The organism is Streptomyces inhibens (assembly GCF_022221585.1).
In the GTDB taxonomy this organism is placed as follows: Bacteria; Actinomycetota; Actinomycetes; order Streptomycetales; family Streptomycetaceae; genus Streptomyces; species Streptomyces inhibens.
Genome location: NZ_CP084681.1, coordinates 3408080 through 3424821, shown reverse-complemented (window position 1 = coordinate 3424821; position 16742 = coordinate 3408080). Strand labels below are relative to the sequence as shown.

The 16742-nt window shown below is 69.6% G+C and carries 13 protein-coding genes and 1 pseudogene; 8 read left to right on the top strand and 6 right to left on the bottom strand.

Annotated elements, in window-relative coordinates:
* Positions 1-81: 81 nt before the first annotated feature.
* Genes KI385_RS15760 through KI385_RS15750 form a run of 3 tightly spaced genes read left to right on the top strand, consistent with a single transcriptional unit; the run spans position 82 to position 3309 of the window.
* On the top strand, positions 82-1560 hold the full coding sequence (locus KI385_RS15760; RefSeq protein ID WP_238577705.1) for an aldehyde dehydrogenase: 1479 nt from the start codon (positions 82-84) through the stop codon (positions 1558-1560).
* Complete coding sequence (locus tag KI385_RS15755; protein WP_238572848.1) at positions 1553-2461, top strand: DODA-type extradiol aromatic ring-opening family dioxygenase; 909 nt, start codon at positions 1553-1555, stop codon at positions 2459-2461. The genes KI385_RS15760 and KI385_RS15755 overlap by 8 nt, the downstream gene beginning before the upstream one ends.
* The gene (locus KI385_RS15750; RefSeq protein WP_238572847.1) at positions 2458-3309 is read left to right on the top strand and encodes a fumarylacetoacetate hydrolase family protein; all 852 of its coding nucleotides are present in this window, start codon (positions 2458-2460) and stop codon (positions 3307-3309) included. The genes KI385_RS15755 and KI385_RS15750 overlap by 4 nt, the downstream gene beginning before the upstream one ends.
* Positions 3310-3349: 40 nt before the next feature.
* Here the strand turns inward: KI385_RS15750 and KI385_RS15745 are convergent, their stop codons facing one another.
* Positions 3350-4258 (bottom strand): helix-turn-helix transcriptional regulator, encoded by a 909-nt coding sequence (locus tag KI385_RS15745; RefSeq protein ID WP_238572846.1) that lies wholly within the window; start codon positions 4256-4258, stop codon positions 3350-3352.
* Positions 4259-4360: 102 nt separating this feature from the next.
* Here KI385_RS15745 and KI385_RS15740 point away from each other — a divergent pair, with 102 nt between their 5' ends.
* The 3 genes from KI385_RS15740 to ppdK all read left to right on the top strand — a co-directional run bounded on the left by KI385_RS15740 (position 4361) and on the right by ppdK (position 9729).
* Positions 4361-5875: an MFS transporter gene (locus KI385_RS15740; protein WP_238572845.1), complete on the top strand. Its 1515-nt coding sequence runs from the start codon at positions 4361-4363 to the stop codon at positions 5873-5875.
* Between the two features lie 61 nt (positions 5876-5936).
* The gene (locus KI385_RS15735; protein WP_238572844.1) at positions 5937-6668 is read left to right on the top strand and encodes a type 1 glutamine amidotransferase; all 732 of its coding nucleotides are present in this window, start codon (positions 5937-5939) and stop codon (positions 6666-6668) included.
* A 280-nt stretch (positions 6669-6948) separates the two neighbouring features.
* Positions 6949-9729 carry a pyruvate, phosphate dikinase gene (gene ppdK / locus KI385_RS15730; protein WP_425357076.1) on the top strand — a complete coding sequence of 927 codons (2781 nt, stop codon included), beginning with the start codon at positions 6949-6951 and terminating at the stop codon, positions 9727-9729.
* A 224-nt stretch (positions 9730-9953) separates the two neighbouring features.
* Here ppdK and KI385_RS15725 read toward each other — a convergent pair whose 3' ends face one another.
* On the bottom strand, positions 9954-10235 hold the full coding sequence (locus tag KI385_RS15725; RefSeq protein WP_238572842.1) for a DUF6355 family natural product biosynthesis protein: 282 nt from the start codon (positions 10233-10235) through the stop codon (positions 9954-9956).
* Positions 10236-10899: 664 nt separating this feature from the next.
* Here KI385_RS15725 and KI385_RS15720 point away from each other — a divergent pair.
* On the top strand, positions 10900-11745 hold the full coding sequence (locus KI385_RS15720; RefSeq protein WP_238572841.1) for an ArsR/SmtB family transcription factor: 846 nt from the start codon (positions 10900-10902) through the stop codon (positions 11743-11745).
* Between the two features lie 167 nt (positions 11746-11912).
* Here KI385_RS15720 and KI385_RS15715 read toward each other — a convergent pair.
* From KI385_RS15715 to KI385_RS15700, 4 genes and pseudogenes are all read right to left on the bottom strand, one after another.
* Positions 11913-12562 (bottom strand): annotated as a pseudogene (locus KI385_RS15715) (TauD/TfdA dioxygenase family protein); the annotation flags it as partial.
* A gap of 78 nt (positions 12563-12640) precedes the next feature.
* Positions 12641-13477, bottom strand: a complete 837-nt coding sequence (locus KI385_RS15710; protein ID WP_238572840.1) for a carbohydrate ABC transporter permease — start codon at positions 13475-13477, stop codon at positions 12641-12643.
* A gap of 5 nt (positions 13478-13482) precedes the next feature.
* Entirely contained in the window at positions 13483-14430 is a 948-nt protein-coding gene (locus KI385_RS15705; RefSeq protein WP_425357075.1) for a carbohydrate ABC transporter permease, read from the bottom strand.
* Positions 14431-14492: 62 nt separating this feature from the next.
* Complete coding sequence (locus tag KI385_RS15700) at positions 14493-15752, bottom strand: ABC transporter substrate-binding protein (protein WP_238572839.1); 1260 nt, start codon at positions 15750-15752, stop codon at positions 14493-14495.
* Positions 15753-15978: 226 nt separating this feature from the next.
* Here KI385_RS15700 and KI385_RS15695 point away from each other — a divergent pair, with 226 nt between their 5' ends.
* Positions 15979-16536 carry a nucleoside/nucleotide kinase family protein gene (locus tag KI385_RS15695; RefSeq protein ID WP_238572838.1) on the top strand — a complete coding sequence of 186 codons (558 nt, stop codon included), beginning with the start codon at positions 15979-15981 and terminating at the stop codon, positions 16534-16536.
* Positions 16537-16742: the final 206 nt, after the last annotated feature.

Below are 16742 nucleotides of genomic sequence, written 5' to 3'. Positions count from 1 at the left end.
CCGCCCGCCTCCTACTTTGTTTGAGGTCAAACAAAATGGAGGTCGTGAGTGACGGCTCCCCCCGCACCCCCGCACACCGCCATGGTCGCCGGCGTCCCCGTCGACACCCGCCACTGGATCGGCGGCCGGCGCATCGCCTCCGCCGCGACCTACCCCGACCACTCGCCCATCGACGGCGCCCCGCTCGCCGAGATCGCCCGCGGCGGCCCGGCCGAGGCCAAGGCCGCGGTGGCCGCCGCCCGCGACGCGTTTCCCGGCTGGGCCGCCACCCCGCGCACCGAACGCGCCCGGCTGCTGCACGCCGTCGCCGACGGTGTCGAGGCCCGCCTGGAGGACCTCGCCGCCGTGGAGACCGCCGACAACGGTGCGCTGCTGCGTTCCCACCGCCGCGGGGTGATGCCCCGTGTCGCCCACAACCTGCGCTTCTTCGCCGACCGGCTGCTGGCCCTGGGCCACGACGACTTCACGACTCCTTCCCCTGCCTCCGGCGCCGGGCGCGGACACACCAACCACATCGACTGGGACCCGGCCGGCCCCTGCGTCCTGATCACGCCGTGGAACGCCCCGCTGATGCTGGCCAGTTGGAAGATCGCCCCGGCGCTCGCGGCCGGCAACACCGTCGTCCTCAAACCCGCCGAATGGACCCCGCTGACCGCCTCGCTGTTCGCGGACATCGCTGCCGAGGCCGGACTGCCGGCCGGCGTCCTCAACGTCGTCCAGGGCTACGGTGCCGAGGCCGGCGCGCCGCTCACCGCCGACCCGGACGTCCGCCGGATCAGCTTCACCGGCTCGGTGCCCACCGCCCGCAAGATCGCCGCGGCCGCCGCCGCGAACCTGGTCCCCACCAGCTTCGAACTCGGCGGCAAATCACCGCTGCTGGTCTTCGCCGACGCCGATCCGGAGCTGGCCGCCGATCTCGCCGTCGAGCAGTACGACAACGCGGGCCAGGTCTGCCTCGCCGGCACCCGGCTGCTCGTCGAGGAGCCGGTCCGTGACGCCTTCCTGGAGCGCTTCCTCGCCAAGGCGCGCGCCCTCACCCAGGGCGACCCGCGCGACGAGGCCACCGACATCGGCCCCACCATCCACCCCGACCACCTCGCCCGGATCGACGGCTTCGTCCGCCGCGCCCTGGAGGACGGTGCCCGCGCCCTGCTCGGCGGCGGCCCTCACGACGGCCTCGGCGGGAACCACTACCGCCCCACCCTCCTCACCGATGTCGCCCAGCGCTCGGAGATCGTCCAGGAAGAGGTCTTCGGGCCCGTCCTCACCCTGCAGACCTTCACCACCGAGGACAAGGCCGTGGCGCTCGCCAACGACACCCGCTTCGGGCTCGCCGCCACCCTCGCCACCGGCGACCGCGCCCGTGCCGACCGGGTCGCCGCCCGGCTCGTCGCCGGCACCGTCTGGGTCAACTGCTTCTTCGTACGCGACCTTGCCGCACCCTTCGGCGGCTCCCGCGCATCCGGCATCGGCCGCGAGGGCGGCGACTGGAGCTTCGACTTCTACTGCGACCTCAAGAACACCGTCACCGCACCGATCGGCGGGCCCCGGCATGGGTGAGGTCGTCGGCGCCGGACTGCTCGCCCACGTCCCCACCATCGTGCTGCCCGAGGCCACCCGCAGAGAGCTCAACAACGGCGACGAGATCAGCCTCGTCCCCGGCCTGCGCCGGCTGCGCACCGAGGTCTTCGAGACCGCCGACTACGACACCGTCGTCGTCCTCGACTCCCACTGGGCCACCACCGTCGAATTCGTCGTCGCCGCCCAGCGGCGCCGGGCCGGCCTCTTCACCTCCGAAGAGCTGCCGCGCGGTATGTGCCGGATGTCGTACGACTATTCCGGCGACCCCGAACTCGCCCACTCCATCGCCCGGTTCGCCGGCAGACACGGCACCTGGATCACCCCCGTCGACGACCCCCACCTGCCCGTCCACTACGCCACCGTCAACCTCTGGGACCACCTCGGCAAGGGCCTGCCCGACAAGCGCTGGCTCTCCATCGGCGTCTGCCAGACCGGCGACACCGAGGACCATCTACGGCTCGGCCGGGCGCTCGCCGACGGCATCGCCGCGCTCCCCGGCCGCAGGGTGCTGCTGATCGCCTCCGGCGCCCTCTCGCACACCTTCTGGCCGCTGCGCGAACTGCGCGACCACGAGGCGAGCGACCCCGTACACATCCGTACGCCCGAGGCGCGCGCCGCCGACGAACGGCGCATCGCCTGGTTCGCACGCGGCGACCACGCCCAGGTCCTCCGCACCATGCCGGAGTTCCTCACACACCGGCCCGAGGCCCGCTTCGGCCACTACCTGATGATGATCGGCGCGCTCGGCGAGGAACGCTGCACCGCACCCGCGCGGGCGTACAGCGCGTACGAGAACTCCGTCGGGACCGGCCAGATCCACCTCTGGTTCGACCGCCCGGCCCAGGGCTGGACCACCGACAGGAACGAGGCAGCCGAGTGACCACCACCGAATACCGCCGCGTCCTCCTCGACGGTGCCGCAGTCCAGGTGGTCCGCGAGGGCGACGAGCTGCTCGCCGCCGACGGCCGCCGGGTGAAGGCCGACCGGGCCCACCACCTCCCCCCGGTCGTCCCGTCCAAGGTCATCGCCGTCCACCTCAACCACCGCAGCCGGGTGGCCGAGTTCGGGACGACGCTGCCGCCCGCCCCCACCTACTTCCACAAGCCGGTCTCCGCCCTCAACTCCCACCGCGGCGCCGTCGTCCGCCCCGAGGGCTGCCATTACCTCAACTACGAGGGCGAGATCGCCGTCGTCATCGGCCGCACCTGCCGCAATGTCTCCCCGGCCGACGCGGGTGAGCACATCGCCGGCTACACCCTCGCCAACGACTTCGGCCTGCACGACTTCCGCGACACCGACGCCGGCTCCATGCTCCGCGTCAAGGGCTCCGACACCCTCTGCCCGCTCGGCCCGGGCCTGGTCACCGGCTGGGACTTCCACGGCAAATATCTGCGTACCTACGTCAACGGCGCGCTCGTCCAGGACGGTTCGACCGACGAGATGACCTGGGACATGCACTACCTCGTCGCCGACATCGCCCGCACCATCACCCTCCACCCGGGCGATGTGCTGCTCTCCGGTACGCCCGCCAACTCCCGCCCCGTACAGCCCGGCGACCTCGTCGAGGTCGAGGCCGAGGGCCTGGGCCGGCTGTCCAACCGCATCGTCAGCGGCCCCACCGCCATCCGCACCGACGTCGGCGCCCAGCCCACCGCCTCCGAGGAAGTCCTCTCCACCGCTTTGGGCGGCGACTGGGAATTCCGCGGCATCCGCCCGCCCCGCCGCTGAGCCCTCCACCGCACCGAGCTGCTCGCCGCTCCGGTCCCCGTCAGCTCCCCGGCCCGTCCGCTGCCTCGGCGACCAGCCCGGCGGCGCCGATCTCCCGGTAGCGGACGAGGAGTTCATCGATCACCCGGACGGCGTCCGGGCCGGCCGGCGTATAGATCCACATCTTGGCGTCCGGGACCGCGGTCGCGGTGAAACCGGTCGCGGTAATGGTGACCTCGCGACCGTCGACCGTCCGGAATCCCTTGCGATGGGTGACCGGCGCGGAGACTTCGTGCCGGGCCCACATTTCCACGAAGAGCGGGCTGGCCTCGGAGAGTTTCCGGATGTACGCGCGCCAGCCCGGGTCATGGAGCCGCCGGCCGAATTCGGCCCGCAACTGGCCGACCATGAAAGAGACCTCGCGCTCCCAGTCGACCAGCGGCTGGGTGTTCTCGTCCGCCGTGAAAAGGCGCCACAGCACGTTACGGTCCGACGGCGGCAGCAGCACCATTCGCGGATCGAGCGCCGCATAGGCCTCGTTGAAAGCCAGTACGTCGTAGCCGGCGGACACCATGCTCGCCGGCAACGGGCTCAGGGAATCCAGAATGGTCTGCGCCTCGGGCGGCAGCGGCTGCCGCGCCGGGGTGCACTTCGCGGCGCCGGGGACGCCGGCGAGCCGGTGCAGATGGTCGCGCTCGGTCGGGTCGAGCAGCAGCGCGCGGGCGATGGCATCGAGCACCTGCACACTCGGGTTGATGGCCCGCCCCTGTTCCAGCCAGGTGTACCAGGCCACTCCCACACCGGCGCGCTGGGCGACCTCCTCGCGCCGCAGCCCCGGGGTACGGCGCCGCGGGCCGCCGGGCAGGCCCACGTCCTTCGGCGCGATGCGCTCCCGGCGGAGCCGCAGAAACGCGGCGAGTTCACCGCGCCGGGAGGCGGCGGCCGCGGAACGGGTCGTGATGGTGGACACCGCACCATCTTGCGGGACGCCGTCATGCCGTGCCAGATACCGCCGGTACCAGGATCACCGGATATCTGGTACCCGAATGGACCGGCGCCGATCATCGCTGCCATGAGTGAGACGACACAGGAACGCGCATACGGCGATACCCGGGAAATGCACAGCGGGACACAACAACCCCCCGCCACCCGGGAAAGAAAGCACTCGCAGCACACCGGAATTCTCGTCGTCATCCTCGGCGCGGTATTCATGGCGCTGCTGGATGCGACCGTGGTCAATGTGGCCACCCCGACCATGCGGACCGACCTCCGTACCACCGGCTCCGCACTCCAGTTGATCGTCTCCGGCTATACGATTTCCTATGCGGCGCTTTTGATCACCGGGGCCCGGCTCGGCGCCCGGCACGGATTCCGGACCGTCTTCCTGATCGGGCTCGCGACCTTCACCCTGGCCTCGTTCGGGTGTGGGCTGGCACCGTGGGCGGGCGTGCTGATCGCCGCGCGTGTGGTGCAGGGCATCGGCGCGGGGCTGATGGTCCCGCAGATCTACAGCCTGATTCAGCTGACCTTCGAAGGGCCCGCCAGGGCGCGGGCATTGAGCCTGTACGCGACGGTGATCGCCGTCGCCGTGGTGGTCGGCCAGGTCGCCGGCGGGCTGCTGGTCAGCGCGGATCTGTTCGGCACCGGCTGGCGGCCGGTCTTCCTGATCAATGTGCCTGTCGGGCTCGCCCTGCTGCTCGCCGCGGTCCGGCTGCTGCCCCGCGGGCTGCCCCGGTCGGACAAGGGTCTGGACCTGCCCGGCCTGGTCACGCTGACGGCCGCGCTGCTGTTGCTGGTCGTACCGCTGGTCCTGGGCCATGAGCAGCGCTGGCCGTTGTGGACGACGGTCTGTCCGGCCGCCGCGGCCCCGGTGTTCGTGCTGTTCGTCGTCGTCGAGCGGGCGGTCGCGCGCCGGGGCGGAGCGCCGCTGGTGCCCGGCCGGGTGCTGCGGTCACGCCACCTGGTGTGCGGCGCGGCCTCGCTGTTCTTCGGTATGGCCGGGTATGCGGGCTTTCTCTTCTCCTTCTCCCAGCATCTGCAGTCGGGGCTCGGCGAGTCCGCCACCCACGCCGGCCTGACCTTCGCACCACTGGCCCTCGGCGTCGCCACCGGCAGCCTCACCTGGCAGAAGCTGCCCACCCGTTGGCATCTGCCGATGATTGCGGTGGCCTGCACCCTCGCGGCGGCCGGCTACCTCGGCATCGGACTGGCCATGCGCCCGGGCGGCCAGGGCGGTCTCGTACTGCCGGTGCTGCAACTCGTATGGGGGCTCGGCCTGGGATACACCACCAGCCCGCTGCTGACCCTGGCCCTGTCCAAGATCGCCCCGGCCGATGCCTCCGACGCCAGCGGGGTGCTCACCACCGTCCCGCAGATCGCGCAGGTGGTCGGCGTCGCGGCGTACGGGAGCATCTTCCTGGCCCTCGCCGACCGGCACGGGGCCGGGGCAGCCACCGCGGCGCGGACGGCGGCCGCATCGGCGGACGCCCTGCACGCGACCGCACTGCCGGTCACGGCCGGTGCGTTGCTCGCCGCGCTGGCGATACTCCCGCTGCTGCTGGGCAAGCGGCACCGAGAACGGCGATAATGAAGTTTGAGCCCAAACGGCTAACCGTTCGGCTCACCGAAACGGGAGGGAAGTGCCGACCATGCGTGCCTTGGTCATCGTTCACGACCATCTGTCCACCGCCGGCCACGTGGGCGAGCGGCTGGCCGAACGTGGCTATGAGCTCGACGAACTGCTCGTCGTGCCGGCCGAGCGGTATACGAATCCGGACGTCGACGTGGCGTTCCCGCCGGCCGAGAACTATGGCCTGATCCTGACGCTCGGCGCCCCGTGGTCGGTGGCACGGAGGAACGCCTGGATCGAGGCCGAACTGGCCCTGCTGCGCTCGGCGCACGAGGCCGGCATACCCGTGCTCGGCATCTGCTTCGGCGGTCAGGCGCTTGCCGCGGCGCTGGGCGGGGACATCGAGGCCGCGCCCCGCTTCGAGCTGGGCTGGAGCCGGATAGCGACCGACGAGCCGGAACTGGTGGGGCCCGGCCCCTGGTTCCAGTTCCACGGCGAGCGCTGGCTGCTGCCGCCCGGCGCCCGGGAGGTGGCGCGCAACGACGTCGGCCCGCAGGCCTTCGTCTGTGGCCGCTCCTGGGGGGTGCAGTTCCATCCGGAGCTGACGCCGGAGGTGCTGCAGGCCTGGTTCGACCAGGACGGGACGCAGATCGCGGCCGAGTTGGGCGTCGACCCGGAGCGACTGGTGGCCGAATTGCGCGCAGATCTGCCGGCCGTACGGGAGCGGGCGCGCGCCCTGGTGGACGCATTCCTTGATCAGGTAGCCGAGGGGGGTCCAAATGATGGGACCGAGTCACACATGAGCGCGTGATTCTCGCCACGCCTGATAGGGGGTGGGCTCAGATGAGCGCTAATGACAGGGCTCCACCTCTCCAATGGTGGCACCGGGTGCCACGCTTCATATGTTCGATTAATTAACCCATCCGTCGCAGTGAGTAGCACACTTTGCCCAATCCGAACGCGTAGCGGAGTGATGCATTCAGGTAATGAACTGTCCGCCAGATGCATGATCACTTTCGATCTGCTGGCGGACGACTGGTTACGCACGTATGTCGACCAAGTGGACGTACCCATACGCCTTCGATCTGGGTATGTTCCTCGCCGTCAGGGCAGCCCGTCGGCGAGGAGTCAGTGCCGTGCCGGAAACACAAGATCCCCACGTAACCCAGCCTTCGTCCGCGAAGTTCGTCTACGACTTCACCGAGGGCAACAAAGACCTCAAGGACCTCCTCGGTGGCAAGGGTGCGAACCTCGCCGAGATGACCAACCTGGGACTTCCCGTCCCTCCGGGCTTCACGATCACCACCGAAGCCTGCAAGGTCTACCTCGAGAGCGGCACCGAGCCCGCGGCACTGCGTGCCGAGGTCTCCGAGCACCTCGACGCCCTTGAGCAGAAGATGGGCAAGAAGCTCGGCCAGGCCGACGACCCGCTGCTCGTATCGGTGCGTTCCGGTGCGAAGTTCTCCATGCCCGGCATGATGGACACCGTCCTCAACATCGGTCTCTCCGATGCATCGGTTTCCGGCCTCGCCGCGCAGGCCGGCGACGAGCGGTTCGCGTGGGACTCCTACCGCCGCCTGATCCAGATGTTCGGCAAGACCGTGCTGGGCGTCGACGGCGAACTCTTCGAGGACGCGCTGGAGGAGGCCAAGCAGGCCAAGGGCGTCCGTGTCGACGTCGACCTCGACGCCGCCGACCTCAAGAACCTGGTCGCGCACTTCAAGGACATCGTCGCCAAGGAGACCGGCCGGGACTTCCCGCAGGATCCGCGCGAGCAGATGGACCTCGCCGTGCGCGCGGTCTTCGACTCCTGGAACACCGACCGCGCCAAGCTCTACCGCCGCCAGGAGCGCATCCCCGGCGACCTCGGCACCGCGGTCAACGTCTGCTCGATGGTCTTCGGCAACCTCGGCCCCGACTCCGGCACCGGCGTCGCCTTCACCCGCGACCCCGCCAGCGGCCACCAGGGCGTCTACGGCGACTACCTCCAGAACGCGCAGGGCGAGGACGTCGTCGCCGGTATCCGCAACACGGTCCCGCTCGCGGACCTGGAGCAGATCGACAAGGCGTCGTACGACCAGCTGATGCAGATCATGGAGACGCTCGAAACGCACTACAAGGACCTGTGCGACATCGAGTTCACCATCGAGCGCGGCAAGCTGTGGATGCTGCAGACCCGGGTCGGCAAGCGCACCGCCGGTGCCGCCTTCCGGATCGCCACCCAGCTCGTCGACCAGGGCCTGATCGACGAGGCCGAGGCCCTCCAGCGGGTCAACGGCGCACAGCTGGCGCAGCTGATGTTCCCCCGCTTCGACCTGGGCGCCAAGTCCGAGATGATCGGCCGCGGTATCGCCGCCTCCCCGGGCGCGGCGGTCGGCAAGGCCGTCTTCGACTCGTACACCGCGGTCAAGTGGTCGCGCTCCGGCGAGAAGGTCATCCTGATCCGCCGCGAGACCAACCCCGACGACCTCAACGGCATGATCGCCGCCGAGGGCATCCTCACCTCCCGCGGCGGCAAGACCTCGCACGCCGCCGTCGTCGCCCGCGGCATGGGCAAGACCTGTGTCTGCGGCGCCGAGGAGCTGGAGGTCGACACCAAGTCCCGCAAGATGACGACCAGCGACGGCACCGTCATCGAAGAGGGCGACGTCGTCTCCATCGACGGCTCCACCGGCAAGGTCTACGCCGGCGAGGTGCCGGTCGTGCCGTCCCCGGTCGTGGAGTACTTCGAGGGCCGGATGCACGCCGGCGCCGACGACGCGGACGAGCTGGTCAAGGCCGTCCACCGGATCATGGCGTACGCGGACCGGGTCCGCCGGCTGCGCGTACGGGCCAACGCCGACAACGCCGAGGACGCCGCCCGCGCCCGCCGGTTCGGCGCCCAGGGCATCGGCCTGTGCCGCACCGAGCACATGTTCCTCGGTGAGCGCCGCGAGATGGTCGAGCGGCTCATCCTGGCCGACACCGAGACCGACCGGGAGGCCGCGCTCCACGAGCTGCTGCCGCTCCAGAAGGCCGACTTCATCGAGCTGTTCGAGTCGATGGACGGGCTGCCGGTGACCGTCCGGCTGCTGGACCCGCCGCTGCACGAGTTCCTGCCCGACATCACCGAGCTGTCGGTACGCGTCGCCCTCGCCGAGGCCCGCAAGGACGCCAACGAGAACGACCTGCGGCTCCTCCAGGCCGTGCACAAGCTGCACGAGCAGAACCCGATGCTCGGCCTGCGCGGTGTGCGCCTCGGTCTGGTCATCCCCGGTCTGTTCGCGATGCAGGTGCGCGCCATCGCCGAGGCGGCCGCCGAGCGCAAGAACGCCAAGGGCGACCCGCGTGCGGAGATCATGATTCCGCTGGTGGGCACCGTCCAGGAGCTGGAGATCGTCCGCGAGGAGGCCGAGCAGGTCATCGCCGAGGTCGAGAAGGTCCACGGCGTCGACCTCCGGCTCACCCTCGGCACGATGATCGAACTGCCCCGCGCCGCCCTCACGGCCGGTCAGATCGCCGAGTCCGCCGACTTCTTCTCCTTCGGTACGAACGACCTCACGCAGACGGTCTGGGGCTTCAGCCGCGACGATGTCGAGGCCAGCTTCTTCACCGCGTACCTGGAGAAGGGCATCTTCGGCGTCAGCCCCTTCGAGACCATCGACAAGGACGGCGTGGGCTCCCTGGTCCGCAACGCCGCCGAGGCCGGCCGGGCCACGCGCCCCGACCTCAAGCTCGGGGTCTGCGGTGAGCACGGCGGCGACCCGGAGTCCGTCCACTTCTTCCACGAGGTCGGCCTGGACTACGTCTCCTGCTCCCCGTTCCGCATCCCGGTCGCACGACTGGAGGCGGGCCGCGCGGCCGCCGAGTCGAAGGGCAGCGACAGCCGCTGACCGATCCGGCCGGGTCACCGCGGGCGCCGAGCGCGCTCGCGGCGACCCGGACCAGGCCCACCGGAGCCGACCGTAGGCACCGACCCTCAGCCGCCTGGCTGTCGGCTCCGGCACCCTGATGAGGGCGGCACCTTGTGCGGAGGTGCCGCCCTCACTTTTTGTGATCCGCGGTGTGAACTGCGCGGCCCGGGGCGCGGCGCCCCAGGCCCGCCGTCATGCCGGGGTCAGCAGGTGCGGCCGACGTAGTGCGCGCCCTGGATCTTGCTGGCCGATCCCAGCCACGTCTTGCCGGGGGTTACGCAGCGCTCGTAGTCGGGGCCCCATGCCACTTCCACTTTGATGACCACGCGTGAGCCGTCGCTCGTGCAGTGGTTGTAGAAGGCGTCGCTGCCGGTCTCGTAGAACCCGCAGGGGTCGGCGGCGGCCGACGGGGCCGCGGCGGTGGACAGTCCGAAGACGAGGGCTACGGCGCCGAGGACAGCCGGCAGGGAACGGCGAACGCTCACGGTGAACTCCTTCTTGAGGACGCGATGCCCGAGCACTGGTTGACTCGTGCACGCGGAGAGCGTTGCAGCAGGCACTCTTGGTGGTCGTACGATGTCGCTCGTACGAGTGGGGGAGTTCACCCAGTTGGGTGCGGAGGTGTTTGAGGTACGTCAGGGCCCTGTCGAGGGGACTTTGCGCAGGTCAGCCCAACGAGGGCGGCACCTGTGCGGAGGTGCCGCCCTCGCTTTCTCCGGACTCCCCCCTCGGGAGCTGCCGCCACCCCAGTCGGCGTGGGAAGGCGGCCTTCGACGGGGCTGCCGAGCGGTCGGTTGTTTGCCCATCACCCCCCACGGGATCGAGCAATCCGGGCCGTTCGCGCCGCCGTCGAATTGAGTACAAGCATTCCTCCGGCCCGCCGGGTGGCGCGAGCACTTTCAAGTCTGGCCAAAAGGGCATGGTGACCGGGTGTGTTGGCGTGCATACTCAGGCGTGCCGGGGGCCGACTGAGAAACCAAGGGTGGGGGTTCGGTGTTACGCGTCCATTTCAGTGGACTCGATCTGGCCCGCGTGCGCATTGCGGCACGCCCGGACGCACTGTGGGAGACCGTCTTAAGCTTTCATCGCCTACGTGACAGACGTGACGATTCGGCGTTCGGCAAATGGCGATCGGAAACGCGCGGAAAGTTGAATGGCGAAGCGCGACTGCTGGCGCCACTCGTGCCCACGCGCGGCTATTTTCCCGATTTCCTGACGCCCGCCGAAGGGCTCCTGGGGATGTCCGACGCACTCGCCGCGCTGCGCGAGACGCCCGCCGCCCGCCTCTGCGACGAGCTCTCCCGGCTCTCCACGGCCACCCGCCCGCTCCCGTCGTGGATACGGGCGATGGCCGACGGCGACACCCGCGCCCTCGGCCGGCTCGCCGGCGTACTGCAGCGCTACTACGAGGCGGCGGTCGCCCCGTACTGGTCGCGCGTCCAGGGCCGAATAGAGGCCGACCGGGCCACCCGCGGGCGGGCGCTGCTGGACGGCGGCGCGGACCGGCTGCTCGCCTCGCTGCCCCCGATGATGCGCTGGCGCCCGCCCGTCCTGGAGGCCGACTATCCGGTGGACCGCGATCTGCATCTGGGCGGCCGGGGGCTGCTCCTGCTGCCTTCGTACTTCTGCCGCCGCACCCCCGTCACCTTCCGCAACCCGGATCTGACGCCCGTTCTGGTCTACCCCGTCGAGCACCAGGCGCCCCGGCTCACGCCGCACGTCGCGCCGGAACGCTCCCTGGGCCGGCTCGTCGGCCAGACCCGCTCCGCGATACTCCAGGGCGTCGGCGTCGGCTGCACCACCAGCGAACTCGCCCGCCGCGCCGATGTCTCGCTCGCCTCCGCCAGCCAGCACGCGACCGTCCTCCGCGACGCCGGCCTCCTGGTCACCCTGCGGCAGGGCAACGCGGTGCTGCACACCCTCACCCCGCTGGGCGCGGCCCTGCTGCGCGGCGCGCGCCCGGCGGAGGGGCCGGCGTACGAACGGCTGGCGTGAGACGCGTCGGTGAGGCGGGTCAGCGGTGAGGCGGGTCAGCGGTGAGGCGGGGTCGGCGGTGAGGCAGGGCCGGCGGTCAGGCAGGGCCCGTGGTCGGGCAGGGCCCGTGGTCGGGCAGGGCTTGCGATCGGATGCGACTCGCGGTCACCACGGGCGATCGTCTCGCCTCAGTACGGGCGATCGCCGGCGATGGCGACCCGTTCGGCGACCCGGCGGTGCGTCCCGTAGTCGTTCACCGCGTAGCGCTGGGTGGCGCGGTTGTCCCAGAACGCGATGTCTCCCGCCTGCCGGCGCCACCGCACCTGGTACTCCGGTGGCGCACCACCGGATGCTCCACCGGTCGGAACTCCGCCTGTAATGGCGCGGGTTGGGCCGCGGAGTAGAGGCGTGCGAAGCCCGGAAGATAGTCGTGCACCGCATGTGTGCCATAGACCAGGGCCCTGCTTTCCATCGGCAAATTGTCGTATGCCGCCGCCATATCGGCCCACATCGCGTCTCCGCCCGCCGGCGGCACCTCGCGCAGCTGCAACACCGCACCCGGCGCCGGCCGTTCCCGGAACGTGACATCCGTGTGCCCTACGTTCTCGAACGTAGGGACCCCGCCGACCGCCTTGTCGAACCGGACCACATCCTTCGAATCGCCCGGAGCCAGCAGCGGATTGGTCTCCAACTCACCCCAATTGCAAGCGAATTCGGCCTGTGCGGCGGAGCTCGGACGCCGGCCCCGGAAGAACAACACCTTCCACTCCAGCAACGCCCGGTTCAGCTCCGCGCGCAGGCCCCCGGACAGCGGCCGGGACAGATCGAGCCCGGAGAGGCGGGGTGGGGGCGGGGGTGACATCGACGACCGAGGCGTCAGTCATCCCACCGAGGCATCAGTCATTTGCGCGAGGCGTCAGTCATCAATCCCACTACGCTCCACCCCCGCCACGATGTACCGCTGGAGCAGCAGGAAGACGACCACCAACGGAGCGATCGAGACCGCCGCGGCCACGAACAGCTCATGCAGATTGAGGTTCTGCGCGGTGGTGAACGTCGACAGTGCCACCTGCACCGTCCAGGCCTCCTGGTCCTGCCCGATCACCAGCGGCCACAGGAACGCGTTCCAGGCGCCGATGAAGACGATGGTGCCGACCGCGGCGAAGACCGGCCGGGTGTTGGGGACGACGATGCGCCAGTACGTCCGCCAGTAGCCGAGCCCGTCGACCCGCGCCGCATCCTCCAGCTCCTTGGGGAAGCCCAGAAAGTACTGCCGGAAGATGAAGCAGGCGAAGGCGCTGAACAGCGTCGGAATGACCAGCCCGCGCAGCGTCGAGATCCACCCGAGCGACGACACCAGCACAAAGCTCGGCACGAACGTCACGGCCGCCGGGACCATCAACGTCCCCAGGATCGCGTAGAAGACGACATTGGCGTGCCGGTACGGGATCCGCGCCAGGCCGTACCCCGCGAGCGAGGCCAGCACCACCGTCCCCACGGTCGTCGACACCGCGATCAGCGTGGAGTTCAGCAGCGCCCGCCCCATGGGCAGGCTCGGGTCCTCGAAGACCTCGGTGAGATTCGACCACTGGAGAGCGTGCGGGAAGAACGTCCAATCGGGCGCCGTGATGTCCCGCTCGGTCGCCAGCCCGTTGCGCACCAGCAGATAGAACGGGATCAGGAACAGCAGCGCGAGGGCGATCAGGACGACGACCCGCAGCGCGCGCCCGGCCCTGGTCAGAGCGTCATGCATCTTGCTCAGTCCTCCTTGCGGCCGAGGCCGAACCAGCGTGCCTGCACCACCGTCACCACCGCGATGATCAGCGCCAGAATCACCGCGCCCGCACTCCCCAGCCCGAGATTCTGATCCCGCCCCAGCGCCGTGTAGTAGAGATAGACCAACGGAGGCCGGGCATACGGCGGATAACCCCGCGCATCGCTCAACAAGTTGTAGAACTCGTCGAACGCCTGGAACGCATTGATCACCAGCAACAGCACCACCGCCACCGACGTGGCGCGCAGCTGCGGAAAGGTGATGTGCCGGAAGGTCTGCCAGCCGGGCCGCGCTCCGTCGACCGCCGCCGCCTCGTACAACTGCGGCGAGATCCGTTGCAGCCCGGCCAGGAACAGAATCATGTAGAACCCGGCCTGCAACCACAGCCGTACGGTCACGATGACCAGCCAGTACCAGGGCGGATCGGTGGTGGACAGCCAGGCGGTCTGATCCGTGCCGAACCACCCCAGCACGGTGTTCGCCAGCCCGAACCGCACCCCGTTGAAGATCGACAGCTTCCAGATCACCGCCGCGACGACATACGAGCAGGCCGTCGGCAGAAAGAACACCGACCGGAAGAACGCCTGGGCGAAGCGCAGCCGGTTGACCATCAGCGCGAGTGCGAGCGAGAGCGCGTACGTGGCCGGCACGATGAACACGGTGAACAGCAGAAAGGTCCCCAGGCTGCCGAGAAACGCGTCATCGGTCAGCATCGACGCGTAGTTGTCCAGCCCGACGAACTCCTCGCCGGTCGGACTCACCGTGTTGTGCGCATCAAAGAAACTGAGATAGACGCTCCACACCAACGGTACGTATGTGAACAGCCCCAGCCCGATGGCGAACGGCCCGACGAAGGCCCAGAACCAGAGGTTGCGGCGCTGCGGTCCGAGCAGCCGGGCGCCGAGGGAGGGGCGCCCGATGCCGCCCGGCACCACCGCGGACTGCGCGCCCGGTACGTCCTTGACCGCCCCTTCAGCCGCTCCTGTCACTCCCGTCACTTCTTCTTGACCCGCTGAAGCTCGGCATTGGCCTTCCGCACCACGGTCTTCAGCTCACTCTCCGGGTTGGCGCCGTCCTTGATGATCCGACTCAGCGCGTCCTGGTAGGCGGTACGGTCCGCGGTCGTCCACAGCAGCGGCTCGGCATAGCCATGATCGGTCGCAAACCGCACCGCGTCCGCGGCCGCGCCCTCCCGCAGCTGCTCGGCCTTCTTCGCCAGCGAGATCCGGGCCGGGATGTGAAAGCCGTACGAGAGCGCGAAGTCCTGCTGGAACTCGGTGCGGTCCACCCACAGCCACTTGGCGAACGCCTTCGCCTCCGCCTTGCGCCTGCTGTGCGCGCTGACGGCGGAACCATATGCACCGACAGGTACGGAAGGCTTCCCACCGGCTCCATCCTTGGGAAACGGCAGCACCCCGAAGTCGTCCCCCAACGCCTTCTTGATCTGCGGCAGCGCCCACAGCCCCGACCACTGCATCGCGGTCAGCCCCTGGATGAAGGCGGCCGGATCGGACCAGTCCGTGGGGGCGCCGAGCAGCAGCGACTTGTCGGCGTACAGCTGGCGGATCTTGCCGAGCGTACGAGCCGCGGCCGGATCGTCGAACCCGACCTTCCCGTCCTCCCCGATCAAACTCAGCCCGGCGGCGAACAGCGGCGTCCCACCGAGCACCCCCACCCCACCGTCATTCCCCAGAAACAGCCCCTTGGCCTTCTTCGTGGTGAGCTTCTTGGCCGCGTCCACCAACTCATCGAGCGTCTGCGGCGGTTCCACACCCGCGTCCTTCAGCAGACTCTTCCGGTAGTAGAGCAGCTGCATGTCGATGACCTGCGGGATGCCCCAGATCTTCCCCTGCCAGATCTTCGGCGCCAGCACGGCCTGGTTGAAGTCATCCTTGACCGGCTCGACCTCGGCCGTCAGATCGACGACCTGGCCCCCCTGAATCTGGTCCAGCAACGGCCCATTGACCTCGAACACATCAGGCCCCGCGTCGGTGAGCAACGCCGCCGCCGTCTGCCGGTCGTAGTCGCCCGGCCGCCACTGCACCGAGACACTGGCCTTGTCGTAAGCGGCGGCATACCGCTTCACGGCCCGCTCGACCCCCGGCTCCCCGTACTGGTGGTACCACTGACTGATCCCCGGCCCCGAACCGCCGCCACCCCGCCCGGTGTTGGACCCGCACGCCGTGGCGAGCGCCGCAGCAGCAGCCACCCCGCCCCCGGCCGCCAGCAGCCGCCGCCTGTCGATGCCCGTCATGGTCCCGTCGCCCCCTGCGCTCGTAACCTGCTGCCTGCCGGTGATCGTCGATCACCACACGGTGCGACCGTCCACTCTGCCGCACGACCGTGACACACACATTGCATCTCTACGAACCGAACCCCGGAACGGCCTGCCACATTCCCTGACCTTCCATCAGCCACTGATCCGGAGCTCAGGCAAAACCAGATCGCGTAGGCCGGGCACGGGCTGCCACCCTGCCTCCATGAATCACCCGGAGGCACCCGCAGAAGTACTGCTCATCGGCGGCCGCGCCGGCGCCGGCAAGTCGACGGTCGGCTGGGAGGTTTCCGCCCGACTGCGCGCCGTATCCGTCCCGCACGCGATCATCGAGGGCGACTTCATGGGCCAGGTGCACCCCGCCCCGGAGGCAGACCCGCACCGCGCCCACCTCACCGAAGCCAACCTGACCGCGATCTGGTCCAACTACTCCCGGCTCGGCTACCGCCGCCTCATCTACACGAACACGGTGAGCGTCCTGCCCGAGAACGCGGGCATGTTCATACGCGCCATGGGGCCGGACACACGGCTCATACGCGTCCTGCTCACCGCCACCGACGCCACCACCGGCGAGCGCCTCGCGGGTCGCGAACTCGGCTCGGAACGGGAACAGGAACTGCAAAACAGTGCCGACAAGGCACGGCTCCTGAACGAAAGGGCCTCCGCGGACACCGTCCGGGTGGCGACCGACGGCCGCACCGTCCCGGACATCGCGGTTGACGTACTGGCCGCCGCTGGATGGGTTGCCGAGATGCCGTCGTGAGCGGCTCGGCCACTCCCGAAAACGCCGTCACTCGGCCTGTGAAGTGACATATGTCAGTCGGTATTTGCCGGGAAATAAACGGTTACCGCGGAGATCGCCGGCGCTCACACCTCGTATGAGGGACGCCTGCCCCGCCGCTGTCACTGCCGTTACTTCACAGAGTGTCCGGTCGATAGAACTTGCGGAACAGCGCGATGGAATCGGAC